The sequence below is a fragment of the Nocardioides mangrovi genome (assembly GCF_020073815.1).
GTDB classification, from domain to species: domain Bacteria; phylum Actinomycetota; class Actinomycetes; order Propionibacteriales; family Nocardioidaceae; genus Nocardioides; species Nocardioides mangrovi.
Genome location: NZ_JAIQZJ010000001.1, coordinates 404,756 through 419,806, shown reverse-complemented (window position 1 = coordinate 419,806; position 15,051 = coordinate 404,756). Strand labels below are relative to the sequence as shown.

The following is a 15,051-nucleotide window of genomic DNA, read 5'->3' as shown; positions in this document are numbered from 1 at the left end:
AGCGGACCTGGCCACCAGCGAATTTCATGTCGATGGGGGACGTCCGGGTGAGCCGCTCAGAGTGCTCGGGCTACGCCGTCAACGCCGGATCGAGCTCGGCGTACCGGTGGAACCAAGGCCGCGCCTGCTCGAGCTGGGCGGCCAGGCGGAGCAGGAGGCCGTCGGAGGCGAGGGGGCCGACGAGCTGGACGCCCAGGGGCAGGCCGGTGGCGGTCCAGTGCAGAGGCACGGAGATCGCGGGGCGGCCGGTGATGTTGGCGAGCTGGGTGTAGGGCACCCAGCCGAGGTTGTCGGTGATGAGCTGGTCGAGGATGCCGGTGGCGTTGAGGAGCTTGCCGGCGCGGACCTTGGCGATGACCCGCGAGGCGCGCTGCAGCATCGGCGGGGTGTCGATGGAGCCCACCTCGAGCGGGGGCTTGGCCAGGGTCGGGGTGAGCAGCAGGTCGTAGCGCTGGTGGAAGTCCTCGAGAGCACGGATGTGCAGGTTGGCGTTGTCCAGCGCGCCGAAGAGCGCGCCGACGCCGGCGGCGCGGCCGATCTCGGCCACCGCGAGGCTGTCGGCGGCGAAGGCGCTGTCGGGTGCGCCGAGGCGCGTCTTGATCGCGCTGATCTGGCCGTAGAGCTGGGCGAACCAGATGGTCAGGAAGTCGCGCGCGAGCGCCTCGTCGTCGTGCGGCGCCTCGACGGCCTCGACCTCGTGGCCGAGCTCGGTGAGCAGGGCGGCGGCGCTCTCGACCGCGGCGATCGCCTCCGGGTCCGGGCTGGGGTTGATGGCCGAGGACGTGGTGAAGCCGATCCGCAGGCGCGCGGGCGCCTCGCCGAGCCCAGGCAGGAAGGGGGCGGGCGTGCCGGCGACGTACGCCGCGTAGCGGGTCGGCGCGCCGACGATCGCGTCGACCAGCGCGGCGCTGTCGCGGACGGTGCGGGAGACGACACCCTGGGTCGCCATGCCGAACATGGGCTCGCTGGTCTGCGGGCCGTACGGCGTGTAGCCGCGGCTGAGCTTCAGGCCGACCAGGCCGTTGCAGGCGGCGGGGATGCGGACCGACCCGCCGCCGTCGTTCGCACCCGCTGCCGGGACGATGCCGGCGGCGACGGCGGCACCGGAGCCGCCGGACGAGCCGCCGGGGGTGTGCGCGACGTTCCAGGGGTTGCGGGCCCGACCCAGGAGGTCGTCCTCGGTGATGCCCTTCGCCCCGAACTCGGGGGTGTTGGTCTTGCCGAAGACGACCAGGCCGGCGTCGAGGAAGCGCTGGGTGACGACCGCGTGCTCCTCGGCGACGTCGTTCGCCAGCGCGTGGGAGCCGCTGGTGGTCGGGAAGCCGGCGTACTCCTGGAGGAGGTCCTTGACCAGGAACGGAACGCCCGCGAAGGGCCCCGTGAGCGGCTCGGCGGCGCGTGAGTCGGCCTCGTCGTCCAGCGTCCGGACGACCGCGTTGATCTTCGGGTTGACCTGGTCGGCGCGCTGTCGCGCCAGGGCCAGCAGCTCGGCCGCGGTGACCTGCTTGTCCGCGACGAGGGCGGCGAGGTCGGTGGCGTCGGCGGCGAGGTACTCGTCGAGGTTCACGCCGCGAGTGTAGGAGCGGACGACGCTCACCGGGAGGGCCGAGCAGACCGGTCGCTGCTCGGCTCGCGGGCGTCAGGCCGTGTAGACGCCCGTCGCGAAGAGCTTCGCCTCGCGACCCCGGCGACGGGTCAGGCCGTCGGAGGCCACCTTCTGGCCGTCGATGGTGACCTTGTTCCACCGCTTGAGCTGGGTGGGCACCGCCTCGGGATGGCCGTCGTTGAGCTTCTTGAGCAGCGTCGAGGTCTCGAAGTTGCCGACGCCGACGTTGAAGGTGAAGGAGACGAGCGCGTCGAACTGGGCCTGGGTCAGCGGCACCTTCACGTTGCTGGCCACCGAGTCGATCATCGACTTCGCGTCGTTGCGCAGCATCGTGGTCGCCCGAGCGCGGGTGATCCCGTTCTCGAGGCCGCCCTCGGTCGGGCGACAGTTGCCCAGGTGCACGAGGTGCCCGACTCCGATCGTGCAGTGTCCGGCCTGGTCGTTGTAGAGCGTCGAGCTGAAGCCCTCGAACTCGATGATGAAGTCCTCACCGCGAGGACTGAGGGTCAGGGTCGAGGGCGGGGCTCCGGCCCGGGTGAACTGCCGCTGCGGGAAGAGGACGGCGAACTGCTTCGGTCCGAGCACCCCGTCGGCGTCGTCGACGTCGCCGATCGAGAGCTGCCACGCCCGGACGGCGGCGACCGTGGCGTCGTCGTACGCGCCGGTGAGATCGAGACCGGCGTCGATGACGTGGTTGAGCCGGTGCTGCAGCTGACGGACCGACTGGTTCTTGCGGCCAGGCACCAGCTGCGCGAGGTCGACGCGCGGCCGCTTCGTCGCGGGCTGGTCGGGGTCGGGCGACATCACCCGGGAGACCAGTCCGCCGTTGTCGGGCTGGGCATGGCCGTCGGCGCCGTCGTCGATCCGGTGGTCGGAGCTCGGCACGGCACCGGCACGGACCTCGTACCGCCTCGTCGGGAAGAGCAGCTTGGCGGTCAGCTCGCCGCCCGACCCGGACGCGGGATCGAACATCGCCCCGTCGGCGCCGGCGCCCGAGAAGTGCGCCACCCGTGACTGGAAGCGGGCAACGGCCCGCTTCGTCGCGGCGTCGTAGGCGCCCGAGACCTCCAGGCCGGCGTCGAGCACCTCGTTGAGCCGGCGCTGGAGGGCCCGGACGCTCTCGGAGTCGGTGTTGCCGACGAAGAGGGCGCGGTGGAACACCCGCTGGCTGGCACCGTTCGCCGGCAGGCCCTGCGGGTTGCCGGGCGTGCCGAGCGGGAAGTTCGGCTCGAACCAGCCGAGGTACTCCAGGTTCAGGGAGTCCTCGATCTGGGCCAGCGAGAGCGGCCGCACCCGGCCGCCGTCGAGGTCGTTGTTGGCGAGGACGATCACCGCGTCCGGACCGGACCGGACCACGGTGGCGATGTGCCCGAACCTGCCAGGGTTCCCGAAGATCGCGAGACCCCCGACCGGCGGCTTGCGATCGCCGGGGTGCTTGAACTCCTTCTTGGCGGTGTTCCAGAAGTCCGAGACGTCGTTGTCACCGTCGCCGTTGGCGTCCACGACGTTGCTGAAGGCGTAGCCGTACGCGCGGGCGGCCAGCCGCAGGCAGAACTGCTTCCAGGTCGTGGTGTCCCTGTCCTTCTCACCGTTGAGGAAGGTGATCGCGTCGTCGACGCTCCAGGGAGTCTCGTGTGTCGGGCTCTTGTCCATCGGGATCCCCTCTCCACCCTCGATCGTCCTACCGCCAGACGCCCGAGGGCATGGGTCACCGGGGCCATCCGGCGAGCGCCCACGCATAGACCCACCCGCAGACGTCCCACCGACTTCCCCGAACTTGGGCTTGCGGCCCGTCATCCCGCCGCACCCCCGCTGGCTACGGGAGCGAGCATGGCGGCATGTTCGGGATGCCATCGCCTCAGTTCGCCCTGAAGCACCGAGGTCACTTGGAGTACCTGCCTCGGGAGCGGAAGGCCAGTGGCGATGTCTCCGAGCAGCTGGTCCGATCGCGGTGCCAATGTGGGTGGATCGGTCCTGCGCGCAGCTCGCAGACCGTGGCGGGCGGCGACCAGATGGATCACCTGCAGAACCGCTGGAATGAGCGGGTGGACGCGCAGAACGACGTACAGAAGTCGACATCGCGCGACGAGCCGAGCGGGGCGTAGCCGCGTCCGACCGACTTCTGTACGTCGTTCTGCCGGCGCCGTGACGCAGGCGTCCTTTGACTTCGAGTACTCGAAGTTCCTAGCGTCGTGGACGTGAGCTCATCGATCCGGAACACCTACACGATCGCCGAGGCCGCCGCCCTCTCCGGGCTGCCGGCCAGCACGCTCCGCTACTACGAGCAGATCGGGGTCATCACGCCGATCAGCCGCGGGGCGAGCAGCCGGCACCGGGTGTACGACGAGGAGGACCTCGACCAGCTCGTCTGGATCGCCTGCCTCGCCGCGACCGGGATGTCGGTCGGCGACATGCGTCAGTACGTCGCCAACGGGCCGCTCGGCCCGGAGGCGGCCGGTGACCAGATCGAGCTGCTCCAGGAGCAGCAGCGGCGCCTCGAGCAGGAGGCCGAGGCCATCGCGCTGAGGCAGCGCTACGTGCGGCTGAAGATCGACTACTGGCACGCGGTCCAGGCGGGCGACGACGCCCGCGCCGAGCTGATCGGCTCCGAGGCCCGCTCGCTCGCCGACGAGCTCGCGACCACCAAGACCCCCAAGCAGACCCAGAAGAGGAACAAGTGACGATGCAGGTCCACGCCTACGCCGCTCCCGCGGCCGGCCAGCCCCTCGCCCCCACCACCATCGAGCGCCGCGACGTCGGCGCCAACGACGTGCTGATCCAGATCCAGTACGCCGGCATCTGCCACTCCGACATCCACACCGTCAACGGCGACTGGGGCCCGCAGCCCTTCCCGGTCGTCCCGGGCCACGAGATCGTCGGCGTCGTGACCGAGGTCGGCGACGGTGTCACCAGGCACGCCGTCGGCGACCGGGTCGGCGTCGGCTGCCTGGTCAACTCCTGCCGCGAGTGCGTCAACTGCCTCAAGGGCGAGGAGCAGTACTGCCTCAACGGCGCCATCGGCACCTACGCCGCCACCGACCGCGACGGCACCACCACGCAGGGCGGCTACTCCACCCACGTCGTGGTCGACGCCGACTTCGTCGTCTCGGTGCCCGACGGGCTCGACCCCGCGGCCGCCGCGCCGCTGCTGTGCGCCGGCATCACGACGTACGCCCCGCTCCGCCACTGGAACGCCGGGCCTGGCAAGAAGGTCGCGGTCGTCGGCCTCGGCGGCCTCGGCCACATGGCCGTGAAGATCGCCCACGCCCTCGGCGCCGAGGTGACCGTGCTGTCGCAGTCGCTGAAGAAGCAGGAGGACGGGCTGCGACTCGGCGCCGACGACTACGTCGCGACGTCCGACCCGGAGGCGATGAAGGCACTGCGCAGCCGCTTCGACCTGATCATCAACACGGTCAGCGCCAGCATCGACATCAACGCCTACCTCAAGCTGCTCGCCGTCGACGGCACCCTCGTCAACGTCGGCGCCCCGCCGGAGCCGCTCCCGGTCAACGCGATGACGCTGATCAGCGGCCGTCGCTCGTTCGCGGGCTCGGCGATCGGCGGCATCGCCCTCACCCAGGAGATGCTCGACTTCTGCGCCGAGCACGGCCTCGGCGCCGAGATCGAGGTGATCTCCGCCGACCAGGTCAACGAGGCCTACGAGCGGGTGCTCGCCTCCGACGTCCGCTACCGCTTCGTCATCGACACCAGCACCCTCGGGGCGTCGGCATGAAGGTGACGCGCAGCGCCGGCCAGACCGGCCGCGGGCCGGCGGACTGGTTCACCGGCGACGTCTACATCGACGGCATCCGCAGCCAGGACGACCAGTCGGCGGTGGCCTGCGCCCACGTGCGCTTCACCCCCGGCGCCCGCACCGCCTGGCACCACCACCCGAAGGGCCAGACGCTCTACGTCACCGACGGCATCGGGTACGTCGCGCGCCGCGGTGGCGAGGTCACCGAGATCCGTCCGGGTGACGTCGTCTACATCGAGCCGGGCGAGGAGCACTGGCACGGCGCCACGGCCGACCGTTTCATGGCGCATGTCGCGATCCAGGAGGCCGACGCCGACGGCCAGGTCGTCACCTGGCTCGAGCACGTCACCGACGAGGAGTACGGCGGCTAGCGGGATGCCGCGAATCCGTCAGCCGGAGGTCCGATCGGCGGTGCCGCGACTGAGCGCCAGGTGACCGCCGAGCAACCCCGCGCCGGCCATCACGGCGTTGCCCGCGGCGGCCAGCCTCGCGCCGGAGCCGTGCCGGCCACGAGCACGTGCCACCAGCGAGCCGAGGAGCAGGAGGGTCGCGGCATCGGTGCCGAGCGCATGCACGGCACCGATCCGCCGCTCCGTGCCCACCATGCCCGCCCAGTCGCCAGCTCCGGCGAGGGCGGTCGGCACGGAGGCGAGGAGCCCCACCCCGACCAGGGTGGTGGCGCCGCGCCGCGACCCGGATCCTCCGGCCGCGTCGAGGATGGACGCGCCGAGCCAGCAGCCGAGCGTCACGTCCGTGAGTGCCGGATGGGCCGAGTGGCCGAGGACATCGGTGTGCAGCGGGCTCTGCCGGGCCCAGGAGAGCAACGGGCCGTACACCAGCGCCTGGGCGTCGGCCAGTCGCTCCGAGAGGGGGCTCTGGCCCACTGCACGGATCGCCCGTTGCGGCAGGGGCACCGGTGGCACCCGACCACGGTACGCCGTCGCGGCGGTCAGCGGGGCCTGGCGGCCGCCCGTCGGTAGATCGCCGACAGGCGGTCGACGTGGTCGCTCGGACGTGCCGACGACTCCACACGCCGTCGGCCCGCGCGGCCCAGCTCCAGCGCGCGGTCCGGGTCGTCGAGCAGCGCGCGCAGCGCGAGTGCCAGAGCGTCCGCGTCACCGCTGCGGACCACGAGCCCGTCCACCTCCGGCGAGACGAGCTCGGGCAGACCGCCGAGGTCACTGACGACGACGGGGACCCCGCTCGAGTGCGCCTCGAGCACCGACATCGGCAGGTTCTCCAGCCACCGGGACGGTACGGCGGAGACGGTCGCCGAGCGCAGCAGCGCCAGCGCCTCAGTGCGCGCCACCTGACCCGTGAAGGTGACCCGGCCCCCGGCCACCTCGGCCGCATGCCGCTCCAGCTCCTGACGCTGGGGTCCCTCACCCACCACGACGAGTCGGGCGTCGGGCAGCCGAGCCATCGCGTCCAGCAAGACGTCCACCCCCTTCTCACGCGAGAGCCGACCGACGAAGACGACCGGTCCCCCGGCCTGCTTCTTGACGGGGATGGCTGAGGAGTCGACGGGGAAGCCGAGCTGCTCGAGCCGATCGGGGTAGACCCCGGCAGAGCGGATCATCTCCCCCAGGAATCGGCTCGGGCTGATGAACACGTCGACGGGGTCGTAGAGGTGGAGCGTTCGGTGGAGTCGTGCCTCGAGGGCCACCAGTGCACTGCTGCTGAGCGAGCCCTTGCAGCGCGTCTCGACAGCGTGCCGGAAGTGTCCGTCCAGGCACTTGGTGCAGATCTCGTCCCCGGCGAGGAAGTGGTACGACGGGCAGGCGAGCTTGTAGTCGTGCAACGTCATCACGACCGGCGTGCCGTGGCTTCGCAGCGCGGCCAGGATCGAGGGCGACAGGTGGTGGTAGATGTTGTGGACATGGGCGACATCCGGCTGGAAGTCGTCGAGGAACCTCGCGAGGCTCCGCCGGCAAGTCTCCGACCACAGGGTGCGCGCGGCCGCGCGAGCTCGCGGGATGACGCCGGGCGGCGGCGGTTCGAGCTCGATGAAGGGCGCGAGCCCGGATCGTCCGTCCCCTGGCGGCCGGCCGGGCGACGCCATCCCCCAGAAGGCGACCGTGGCGCCATGAGCGGTCTGGAGCTCTGCGACGGCGTACATGTAGCCCTCGGCGCCGCCGCGGCGGTCCAGGTACTTGTTGATGTGCAGGATCCGTGTGCCCATGGGCTGAACCAGCTACCGGTCGACGCTCGGTCGTTCGGATGCTAGTCCTTCGCCGCGAACGCTCCTAGCCTCTGACGGGACGACGTCTCGGCTCGTCATCCCTCCCGCAGAGAGGACCCGATGACCGCCCGACCGGCGGTGACCGCCGTGATCCCCACCTTTCGACGTCCGCGGCTCGCGCTGCGGGCGGTGCGCAGTGTCGTCGCGCAGCAGTACGCCGGCCAGGTCGAGGTCGTCGTGGTGGCCGACGACGGCGACCCACCGGCCCTGCCGCTCGACGTACCGCCGACGCGCTCCCTCCGGGTGATCACGAACCATCGGCGGCCGGGACTCGCCGGGGCCCGCAACAGCGGGATCGAGGTCGCCTCGCACGACCACGTCGCGTTCCTCGACGACGACGACTACTGGCTCCCGGGCAAGCTCACGGCACAGATGGATCTGCTGGACCGGTCGCCCGACGCGGCGCTGGTCGGCAGCGCGATCCTGGCCGACGACGGTCGCCGCAGCCACGAGCGCCTGGTCCCCGTCGACCCGGTGACCCACGCCGACCTGCTCCGCGACCGGCTGGCAGGGCTCCACTCGAGCAGCCTCCTCTTCCGCAAGGAGGCCCTGACCGGGGCGATCGGCATGGTCGACGAGGACATCCCGGGCAGCTACTGCGAGGACTGGGACCTCCTCCTCCGCGCCTCGGCGGTCGCACCGATCCCGGTGGTGAACCGTCCCCTGGTCCGGGCGACCTGGACCGGAGAGTCCTACTTCCTCGGACGGTGGGAGGCCTACGCCGCCGGGCTCGAGTACCTCGTGGCCAAGCACCCCGACCTACGTCGCGACGCCCGTGGGCACGGGGCGATCGCCGGCAAGATCGCCTTCTCCCGCGCGGCGGCCGGTGATCGACGCGCAGCGATCCGATGGGCGAGCGAGTCACTGCGCAGGGACCCGTCGCAACGCAGGTCCTGGCTGGCCATCGCGGTCGCCCTGCGGCTCGTGTCGGCCGACCGTGTCGTGGCGATCGCCCAGAGCCGGGGCAAGGGCATCTAGCCCCACGGGCGAAAAGTCGTTGAACGGTTCGAGCCGCCATGGCAGGCACCTGGCTGCGTTGACATCGCTGGAGTGACGCCCGGTAGCCCGGCGCGACGCCGCCCTGCCAGGCACGCACCTGACGGCAGCAACCATCCAGATACTTTCCACCCGCGGCGCTAGTTCGCAGCGCGCGGCCTCGTCCCGAGTGCCGCCGCCACCATCATGATGGGCAGGCCGTAGGGCACCACGCCGTAGTAGGCCAGCTCCACGACGCTGACCAGCAGCACCGTCGCAGCTGCGACCGACACCACGTCGCTCCGTTTCCGGGCCTGCCAGAACGCGATCAGGAACCAGCCGATGAACGCCGCGGTGGCGACCGGGCCGTTGGAGACCAGGAGCATCCAGAACTGCCCCTGGGTGCCGACGGGAGGCTGGTCCGGGTTCTCGGTCTGGACAGGGACGCCGTAGCCGAAGACCGGAGAGTCCGAGACCAGGCTCAACGACTGGTGGTAGAGGTAGGCCCGGGTCGAGGTGCTGTTGTCGTCACCGGCGACCCGGTGCTCGAGCCGCGCTGCGGCGACCGCGTTGAAGACGACGGCAGCGGCGACGGCACACAGGACGAGGACCACGAGTGCGGCCAGGCGTCCGCGCCAGGCCAACCGGAGTGCGACGTACACCCCGGCGATCGACAGTCCCAGCAGCATGCCGCGGTTGAGGGTGAGGAACGCGACGACAGCCGAAGCGGGCAGCAGGACCGCCAACGCCCAGAACCGCAGCGTCCCGCGGACCTGGAGGAGGTACGCCACGACGAAGGGCAGCAACAGCGAGTAGACGCTCCCCCAGTTGTTGGCGTAGAGGAACGGCGCGCTCGGCCGGGCGGCGATGCCGAGGTAGGAGTCCGGGTTGTACTGGGCGAACCGACGCACCACCATCTGGTTGATGAAGTCGATCCCGACGATGTTCCCCGGCATGAGCTGCAGCAGGTAGAACAGCGGGGTCTTGAGCCTTCCGGTCGGGAGCAGCAGCCCCAGGACGCCGCCGACCAGCGTCCAGATCCAGTACGCCGTCAGCGCCCCGCAGACCCGTCGGTCGGTCAGGACCCTGGCGTTGTAGACGTAGAGGAAGATGACCGTCGCGGCGGCGTACTCCGCGGCCCGGTAGACGAACTCGATCGCATCGTTGCGGGCGTCGAGCATGACGCCCGAGGCCAGCATCCAGAGCAGGAAGAGCATCCACACGCCGAAGCCCCGCGGCACCTCGAGGTGGTCGACCAGGGCGAGGTAGGCGACCATCACGATCGCCATCGCGACCCAGACCAGGTCCGCGAGGCCCACCGCCCACCAGAGCATGAACGGACCGAGCAGGACGTACACCGGCCACGCTGGAAGCGCCGCCACGTGCGCGTCCGTGACGCGGACCGGCAGCTCGCGGCGTTCCGTGCCCGAAACGATCGCCACACCGCACTCCTGGCCGAGATCTGCGGTGTCAGGCTAGCCCCGTCCCACCGTGATCCGCGGCCTCCGGGGACGACTACCCGATATCGACGAAATCACCGACGACCGCGCCACTCACGACCGACGCGAACCACCATGAAGACCGCTTTGCCTCCATCGCCGGCTTCCGTGCGGAGTGTCTCGTGGACTATCAGAAGATCGCGTGCTGGGGAGACAGCCAGACCTACGGCGCTCGCACCTACGGCTGCTACCCGCTGTATCTCACCCAGCTGCTGAATCGAGACACCCACTACGTCTGGCAGGCGCTCAACCTCAGCACGAACGGGCACACCGCTCGCGACCTGTGGTTCCGGCTCGGTCCCGAGCTGATGGGGATGCACGACGTCCACATCGCGTGCGTGCTCATCGGCGCGAACGACGTCGGCGAGGAGACGCCACTCGACATCTTCGAGGAATACCTCCAGCAGGTGCTCGACGCGTTGCGCATCCACGGCTTCCGGGTGACCTTCTGCGGAGAGATCCCCCCGGTCTGGCCCGACGGTCACGCGTTCTTCCCTGCAGAGACCGTCGAGCGGCGCGCGATCTACAACGAGAGCCTGCGCAAGATCGTGCGCGATCGCCCCTCAACGGTCCTGGTCGAGCTCGGTGACCTGTCCGCCGACTGCTACACGGACCCCGTGCACTTCAACGAGTCGGGCAACCTGGCGGTCGCCCGCGCGTTCGCCGACGCGATCCGCGAGCACTAGGGACAGCTGTGCGTCTCGCCGTGGTCCAAGGCACGCGACCGGAGATCGCGAAGAACTACTCGATCGTCCAGGCCCTCGAGGGCACGGGCACGCCGTACGAGGTCTTCCACACCGGTCAGCACTCGCGGCAGGACATGTGCGACGAGGTCTATCGCGACATGGGCTACGAGCCCAGCCGGGTCTTCCCCGGCAGCTACCGGCTGGGGCGCGTGATCGACTGGCTCCAGGACTGCTTCCGCCGCGACGGCATCACCGCCGTCATCGTGAACGGCGACACCGCCGCAGCCCTGGTCGGCGCGATCGCAGCGTTGTACATCGACCTCCCCGTCGCCCACGTGGAGGCCGGGCTCCGGTCCGGCGATCCGCTCATGCTCGAGGAGCGCAACCGGATGATGGTCGACGAGATCGCCCACCACCTCTTCGCCTACACCTCCTACGAGGTGGACGTCCTCGCCCGCAACGAGAACATCCGCGGGACCGTGCACCTCGCCGGGAACACGACCGTCGACCTGCTCCACGACTTCGCTCACCGCATCGGTCCGCCGGACGACACGAGCCCCTACGTGTTCGTCACGCTGCACCGCAAGGAGTTCACCGACGTCCCGGACCGGATGACGCAGGTCTTCGGCGCGCTGGCCTCCTTGGCGGAGGGTCCGCGGCGCGTCGTGTTCGCCATGCACCCGCGCACCGCGGACGCCATGTCGCAGCACGGCATCGCGAGAGACGTCCTCGGCGACGTGGAGGTCCGCCCGCCGGTCGGGGTGTTCGAGTCGCTCTCCCTGCAGCGGTACGCCGACGTCGTCCTGACGGACAGTGGCTGCGTCCAGGAGGAGGCCTACCTGCTCGCCACTCCGTGTGTGACGATCCGCGAGAACACCGAGCGTCACCTGACGGTGTCGAACGGCGCCAACGTGCTCACCGGCTTCTCCCCCGACCTCATCGTGGGCGCGGCTCAGGCCGCGGCGCAGACCGGTCGCGGGTCGTGGCCGCCGATCTACGGCACTCCCGGAACGGGTGCGCGGATCGTCGACGTGATGTCGGCGGCCGACGGAACGCGCCCCGCCCAGGCCGTCCGCAGCGAGCAGAGCGTCGCGGTCCCATGACCACGCCGATCCGGATGGCCGCCTTCGGGTTCCGCGGGCTGGACGACGTCGAGGGAGGCATCGAGACCCACGCGCGTGAGCTCTACCCGCGCTTGGCCGCACTGGGCCTCGACGTGCAGGTCCTCGTCCGCTCGCGGTACGCCGGTCCTGGGTCGACCACCGCCCGTCGGGGCGATGACGTCGCGGTCGTGCCGCTGTGGGCGCCGACCGGCAAGGGCATCGAGACGGCCGTCCACGCGGCGATCTGCACGGCGTACTGCCTGGTGCGGCGTCCCGACGTGGTGCACATCCACGGGATCGGTCCCGGCGCCTTCGCGGGCCTCCTGCGCATCGTCGGCACGCGAGTGGTCGTCACCCACCACGGTCAGGACTACGACGCGACCAAGTGGGGTCCGCTGGCCCGCCTGGCGCTCCGTGTCAGCGAGCGCATGAGCGTCCGTGGCGCCTCCGCGATCATCGCGGTCTCCAGGAACATCGCGGACTCCCTGCGCCTGCGCTTCGATGCCGGGGCAGTGGTGATCGGCAACGGCATGCCGGCATGGTCGGCTGCGCCGCCGGCGCCCGACGAGCCTGCTGAGGTCCCGGCGGCGTCGCCGTACGTCCTGATGGTCGGACGGATCACCAAGCACAAGCGGGTGCTGGACGTCGTCGAGGCGTTCCGGCGCCTCCCCGACGCCGACGTCCGCCTGGTGCTCTGTGGTGAGGCCTCGGACGAGGATCCCGACGCGGTGGCCGTCGAGCGGGCGGCGGCGGCCGATCCGCGCATCGTGGTGACCGGCCACGTCGAACACGATCAGCTCGCCCGGGTCTACCGAGGTGCGGCCTGCCTGGTGATGGCGTCGAGCTACGAGGGACTCCCCCTCGTCGTCCTGGAGGCGATCCGCGCCGGGTGCCCCGTCCTCGTCTCGGACATCCCGGCGCACGTCGAGCTCGACCTCGCCCCGTTCCAGTACTTCGCGGTGGGCGACCTCGACGACCTGACCGACCGACTGGCGCGGCTGCTGCGGCTCCCGGTGAAGGACGCGACGTCGGTGCAGGCGATGCGGGTGGACGACCCGCGCTTCGACTGGGACCACATCGCTCGCGCGACAGCCGCCGTGCTCACGACCCCGACCACCACCACCCGCAGGGTCGCCCGGCGTCACCGGCCCGGCCTGCGGGCCACCGACCTGAAGGGAACCCGGACATGACGGGACACCCGATCACCCAGCGCGGCGACATCCGGATGGGCTACCGGTGCAACGCCCGGTGCGGCTTCTGCTACTACCAGGAGAAGCTGGACACCCCGGTCAACGAGGAGCCCACCACCGACGAGCTCGTGGAGCGGTTGCGGTTGCTGCGACGGCACGGCGCCACCGAGGTCGAGTTCACGGGTGGCGAGCCGACGATCCGCAAGGACCTGCCCGACCTCATCGCACTCGCCCGCTCCATGGGGTTCGTCAATGTCTCGGTGATCTCCAACGGGATCCAGATGTCGCGGCTGCCCTACACCGCGTCGCTCGTCGAGGCGGGTGCCAACGACTTCCTCCTGTCCGTCCACGGCCACACCGCCCAGCTGCACGACTCGCACACCAAGATCAGGGGGAGCTTCGACCGGATCATGCAGGCGATGGCGAACGTCAAGGAGTGTGGGGTCCGCTGCCGGACCAGCACGACCGTGACCGCCCAGAACCACCAGGACCTCACGGCGATCTGCGGTCACCTGATCGAGCACGGGGCCGACGGCATGCACCTGGCGGTGTTCAGCCCGGTCGCCCAAGCCCTCGCCGTCGATCAGGGCATGGCGATCTCCTACCCGGACGCGGCGACCGCGATCAAGCAGGCGATCGACGCCCACCTCCACCACCTGCCGCCCGTCAGCGTGAAGTACATCCCGTTCTGCTTCATGGTGGGCTACGAGCAGTACGTGATGAACCTCTACCAGCAGAGCTTCGACTCGGACGACTGGAACTACTACTGGAGCAACAAGCTCCGGCACGCGGACCGCCCGGTCAAGCGGTTCCTGTTCGACGTTGCGGCGCTCGGCGGAGCCGCCTTCCTGCGGAACCGGAGGTTCGCTGCCGGTTACGGAGTAGCCGGGCTCAAGACCCTCGGCTTCACCCGCGGCGTCGAGATGCTCCGCAAGGAGCGCCCGGCCGCCTGCCGCGAGTGCCGCTACGACGCCGTCTGCGACCACCTGTGGAAGGGCTACGTCGCCACCTACGGGACCGAGGACATCGTGCCGGTCTCCGGCGCGAGGGTCGTCGACCCAGCCTGGTCGTACGTGATCCCACGGAGCAGGACGACCGGTACCCCGCTCCCGGACGGCGAGCCGCCACCACACCGACGCCTGCTGCCGGTGGTCACCCCGTGATGACTGCCCCGGGCGGGGTCGTGGTCACCGGCGCCGCGCGCGGCATCGGTCGCGCCTCTGTGGTGCAGCTGGCCGGGCGTGGCCTCCACACCTTCGCCGGCGTCCGCGACGAGGCGGACGCAGCGGCTCTCTCGACGATCGACGGCGCAGTGACCCCGCTGCCGCTCGACGTCACCGACGCCGACCAGGTCCACCTCGCCGCCGAGCTGGTGCGCGAGGAACTGGGTGGGAGACCCCTCCACGGCGTGGTCAACAACGCCGGTCAGATGCTGTCCGGCCCGTGGGAGTACGTCCCTGCCGCCGACCTCCAGCGGCTCGTCGACGTCAACGTGGTCGGGCCCCTCCGGGTGGTCCAGGCGTTCCTCCCGCTCCTGCGCGAGTCCCGGGGGACGGTCGTCAACATCGGCTCCACGAGCGCTCGGATGCCCGGCCGGTTCGTCGGGCCCTACGCCGCCTCGAAGGCGGCCCTGGAGGCACTGAGCTCGAGCCTGCGTCTCGAGCTCGCCGATGCGGGCGTCTCGGTGTCGGTCATCGAACCCGGGGCGGTCGCCACCGGGTTGTGGGAGCACGAGCGGGACGCGCACGCACACTGGGCCGCGGCACTTCCCGCCGATGGGCGCGACCACTACGGCCGACGCGCGGCCTCGCGGGGCACGAAGCTCGCGGACGTCGGCGTGGGCGGTCTCGGCCCCGAGGAGGTGGCCGCGGTGGTCGCCGACGCGGTCACCTCGTCCCGGCCCCGCCCGCGCTACGTGGTCGGCGGACGCGCGCGGACCCTCGTCCTGCTCGGACGGGTGCTGCCCGAGCGGGCCGTCGTACGGCTCCGGAGCTGA

14 protein-coding genes are annotated in these 15,051 nt (G+C 70.8%); 9 read left to right on the top strand and 5 right to left on the bottom strand.

The features are described from left to right. Positions 1 to 70: 70 nt before the first annotated feature. Positions 71 to 1,567: an amidase gene (locus tag K8U61_RS01935; protein WP_224121274.1), complete on the bottom strand. Its 1,497-nt coding sequence runs from the start codon at positions 1,565 to 1,567 to the stop codon at positions 71 to 73. A gap of 72 nt (positions 1,568 to 1,639) precedes the next feature. Then, entirely contained in the window at positions 1,640 to 3,259 is a 1,620-nt protein-coding gene (locus K8U61_RS01930) for a glycoside hydrolase family protein (RefSeq protein ID WP_224121273.1), read from the bottom strand. Between the two features lie 545 nt (positions 3,260 to 3,804). On the opposite strand from K8U61_RS01930, the gene K8U61_RS01925 reads away from it, so the two are divergent. Genes K8U61_RS01925 through K8U61_RS01915 form a run of 3 tightly spaced genes read left to right on the top strand, consistent with a single transcriptional unit; the run spans position 3,805 to position 5,731 of the window. Continuing rightward, positions 3,805 to 4,287: a MerR family transcriptional regulator gene (locus K8U61_RS01925; RefSeq protein ID WP_224121272.1), complete on the top strand. Its 483-nt coding sequence runs from the start codon at positions 3,805 to 3,807 to the stop codon at positions 4,285 to 4,287. Then, positions 4,284 to 5,339 (top strand): NAD(P)-dependent alcohol dehydrogenase, encoded by a 1,056-nt coding sequence (locus K8U61_RS01920; protein ID WP_372454164.1) that lies wholly within the window; start codon positions 4,284 to 4,286, stop codon positions 5,337 to 5,339. The genes K8U61_RS01925 and K8U61_RS01920 overlap by 4 nt, the downstream gene beginning before the upstream one ends. Then, positions 5,336 to 5,731: a (R)-mandelonitrile lyase gene (locus K8U61_RS01915; RefSeq protein WP_224121271.1), complete on the top strand. Its 396-nt coding sequence runs from the start codon at positions 5,336 to 5,338 to the stop codon at positions 5,729 to 5,731. The genes K8U61_RS01920 and K8U61_RS01915 overlap by 4 nt, the downstream gene beginning before the upstream one ends. A gap of 18 nt (positions 5,732 to 5,749) precedes the next feature. Here the strand turns inward: K8U61_RS01915 and K8U61_RS01910 are convergent, their stop codons facing one another. Then, positions 5,750 to 6,244: a hypothetical protein gene (locus tag K8U61_RS01910; protein WP_224121270.1), complete on the bottom strand. Its 495-nt coding sequence runs from the start codon at positions 6,242 to 6,244 to the stop codon at positions 5,750 to 5,752. Positions 6,245 to 6,309: 65 nt separating this feature from the next. Further along, positions 6,310 to 7,542 (bottom strand): glycosyltransferase, encoded by a 1,233-nt coding sequence (locus K8U61_RS01905; RefSeq protein ID WP_224121269.1) that lies wholly within the window; start codon positions 7,540 to 7,542, stop codon positions 6,310 to 6,312. 120 nt (positions 7,543 to 7,662) lie between these two features. On the opposite strand from K8U61_RS01905, the gene K8U61_RS01900 reads away from it, so the two are divergent. Further along, positions 7,663 to 8,580 (top strand): glycosyltransferase family 2 protein, encoded by a 918-nt coding sequence (locus K8U61_RS01900; RefSeq protein ID WP_224121268.1) that lies wholly within the window; start codon positions 7,663 to 7,665, stop codon positions 8,578 to 8,580. A gap of 158 nt (positions 8,581 to 8,738) precedes the next feature. Here the strand turns inward: K8U61_RS01900 and K8U61_RS25315 are convergent, their stop codons facing one another. Then, on the bottom strand, positions 8,739 to 10,019 hold the full coding sequence (locus K8U61_RS25315; RefSeq protein WP_224121267.1) for an O-antigen ligase family protein: 1,281 nt from the start codon (positions 10,017 to 10,019) through the stop codon (positions 8,739 to 8,741). A gap of 179 nt (positions 10,020 to 10,198) precedes the next feature. On the opposite strand from K8U61_RS25315, the gene K8U61_RS01890 reads away from it, so the two are divergent. From K8U61_RS01890 to K8U61_RS01870, 5 genes are read left to right on the top strand one after another with little or no spacing between them, the layout of a single operon-like run. Further along, positions 10,199 to 10,762 carry an SGNH/GDSL hydrolase family protein gene (locus tag K8U61_RS01890; RefSeq protein WP_224121266.1) on the top strand — a complete coding sequence of 188 codons (564 nt, stop codon included), beginning with the start codon at positions 10,199 to 10,201 and terminating at the stop codon, positions 10,760 to 10,762. 8 nt (positions 10,763 to 10,770) lie between these two features. Next, the gene (locus tag K8U61_RS01885) at positions 10,771 to 11,865 is read left to right on the top strand and encodes a UDP-N-acetyl glucosamine 2-epimerase (protein WP_224121265.1); all 1,095 of its coding nucleotides are present in this window, start codon (positions 10,771 to 10,773) and stop codon (positions 11,863 to 11,865) included. Continuing rightward, entirely contained in the window at positions 11,862 to 13,055 is a 1,194-nt protein-coding gene (locus tag K8U61_RS01880) for a glycosyltransferase (protein WP_224121264.1), read from the top strand. Before K8U61_RS01885 ends, K8U61_RS01880 begins: the two co-directional genes overlap by 4 nt. Continuing rightward, entirely contained in the window at positions 13,052 to 14,218 is a 1,167-nt protein-coding gene (locus K8U61_RS01875; protein ID WP_224121263.1) for a radical SAM protein, read from the top strand. The genes K8U61_RS01880 and K8U61_RS01875 overlap by 4 nt, the downstream gene beginning before the upstream one ends. Then, entirely contained in the window at positions 14,218 to 15,051 is an 834-nt protein-coding gene (locus K8U61_RS01870) for an SDR family NAD(P)-dependent oxidoreductase (protein ID WP_224121914.1), read from the top strand. The genes K8U61_RS01875 and K8U61_RS01870 overlap by 1 nt, the downstream gene beginning before the upstream one ends.

Excerpts from the sequence above, each read along its gene's own strand:
- K8U61_RS01880 (WP_224121264.1), top strand. The coding sequence starts at position 11,862 with ATGACCACGCCGATCCGGATGGCCGCCTTCGGGTTCCGCGGGCTGGAC.
- K8U61_RS01900 (WP_224121268.1), top strand. The coding sequence starts at position 7,663 with ATGACCGCCCGACCGGCGGTGACCGCCGTGATCCCCACCTTTCGACGT.
- K8U61_RS01915 (WP_224121271.1), top strand. The coding sequence starts at position 5,336 with ATGAAGGTGACGCGCAGCGCCGGCCAGACCGGCCGCGGGCCGGCGGAC.
- K8U61_RS01870 (WP_224121914.1), top strand. The coding sequence starts at position 14,218 with ATGACTGCCCCGGGCGGGGTCGTGGTCACCGGCGCCGCGCGCGGCATC.
- K8U61_RS01905 (WP_224121269.1), bottom strand. The coding sequence starts at position 7,542 with ATGGGCACACGGATCCTGCACATCAACAAGTACCTGGACCGCCGCGGC.
- K8U61_RS01875 (WP_224121263.1), top strand. The coding sequence starts at position 13,052 with ATGACGGGACACCCGATCACCCAGCGCGGCGACATCCGGATGGGCTAC.
- K8U61_RS01930 (WP_224121273.1), bottom strand. The coding sequence starts at position 3,259 with ATGGACAAGAGCCCGACACACGAGACTCCCTGGAGCGTCGACGACGCG.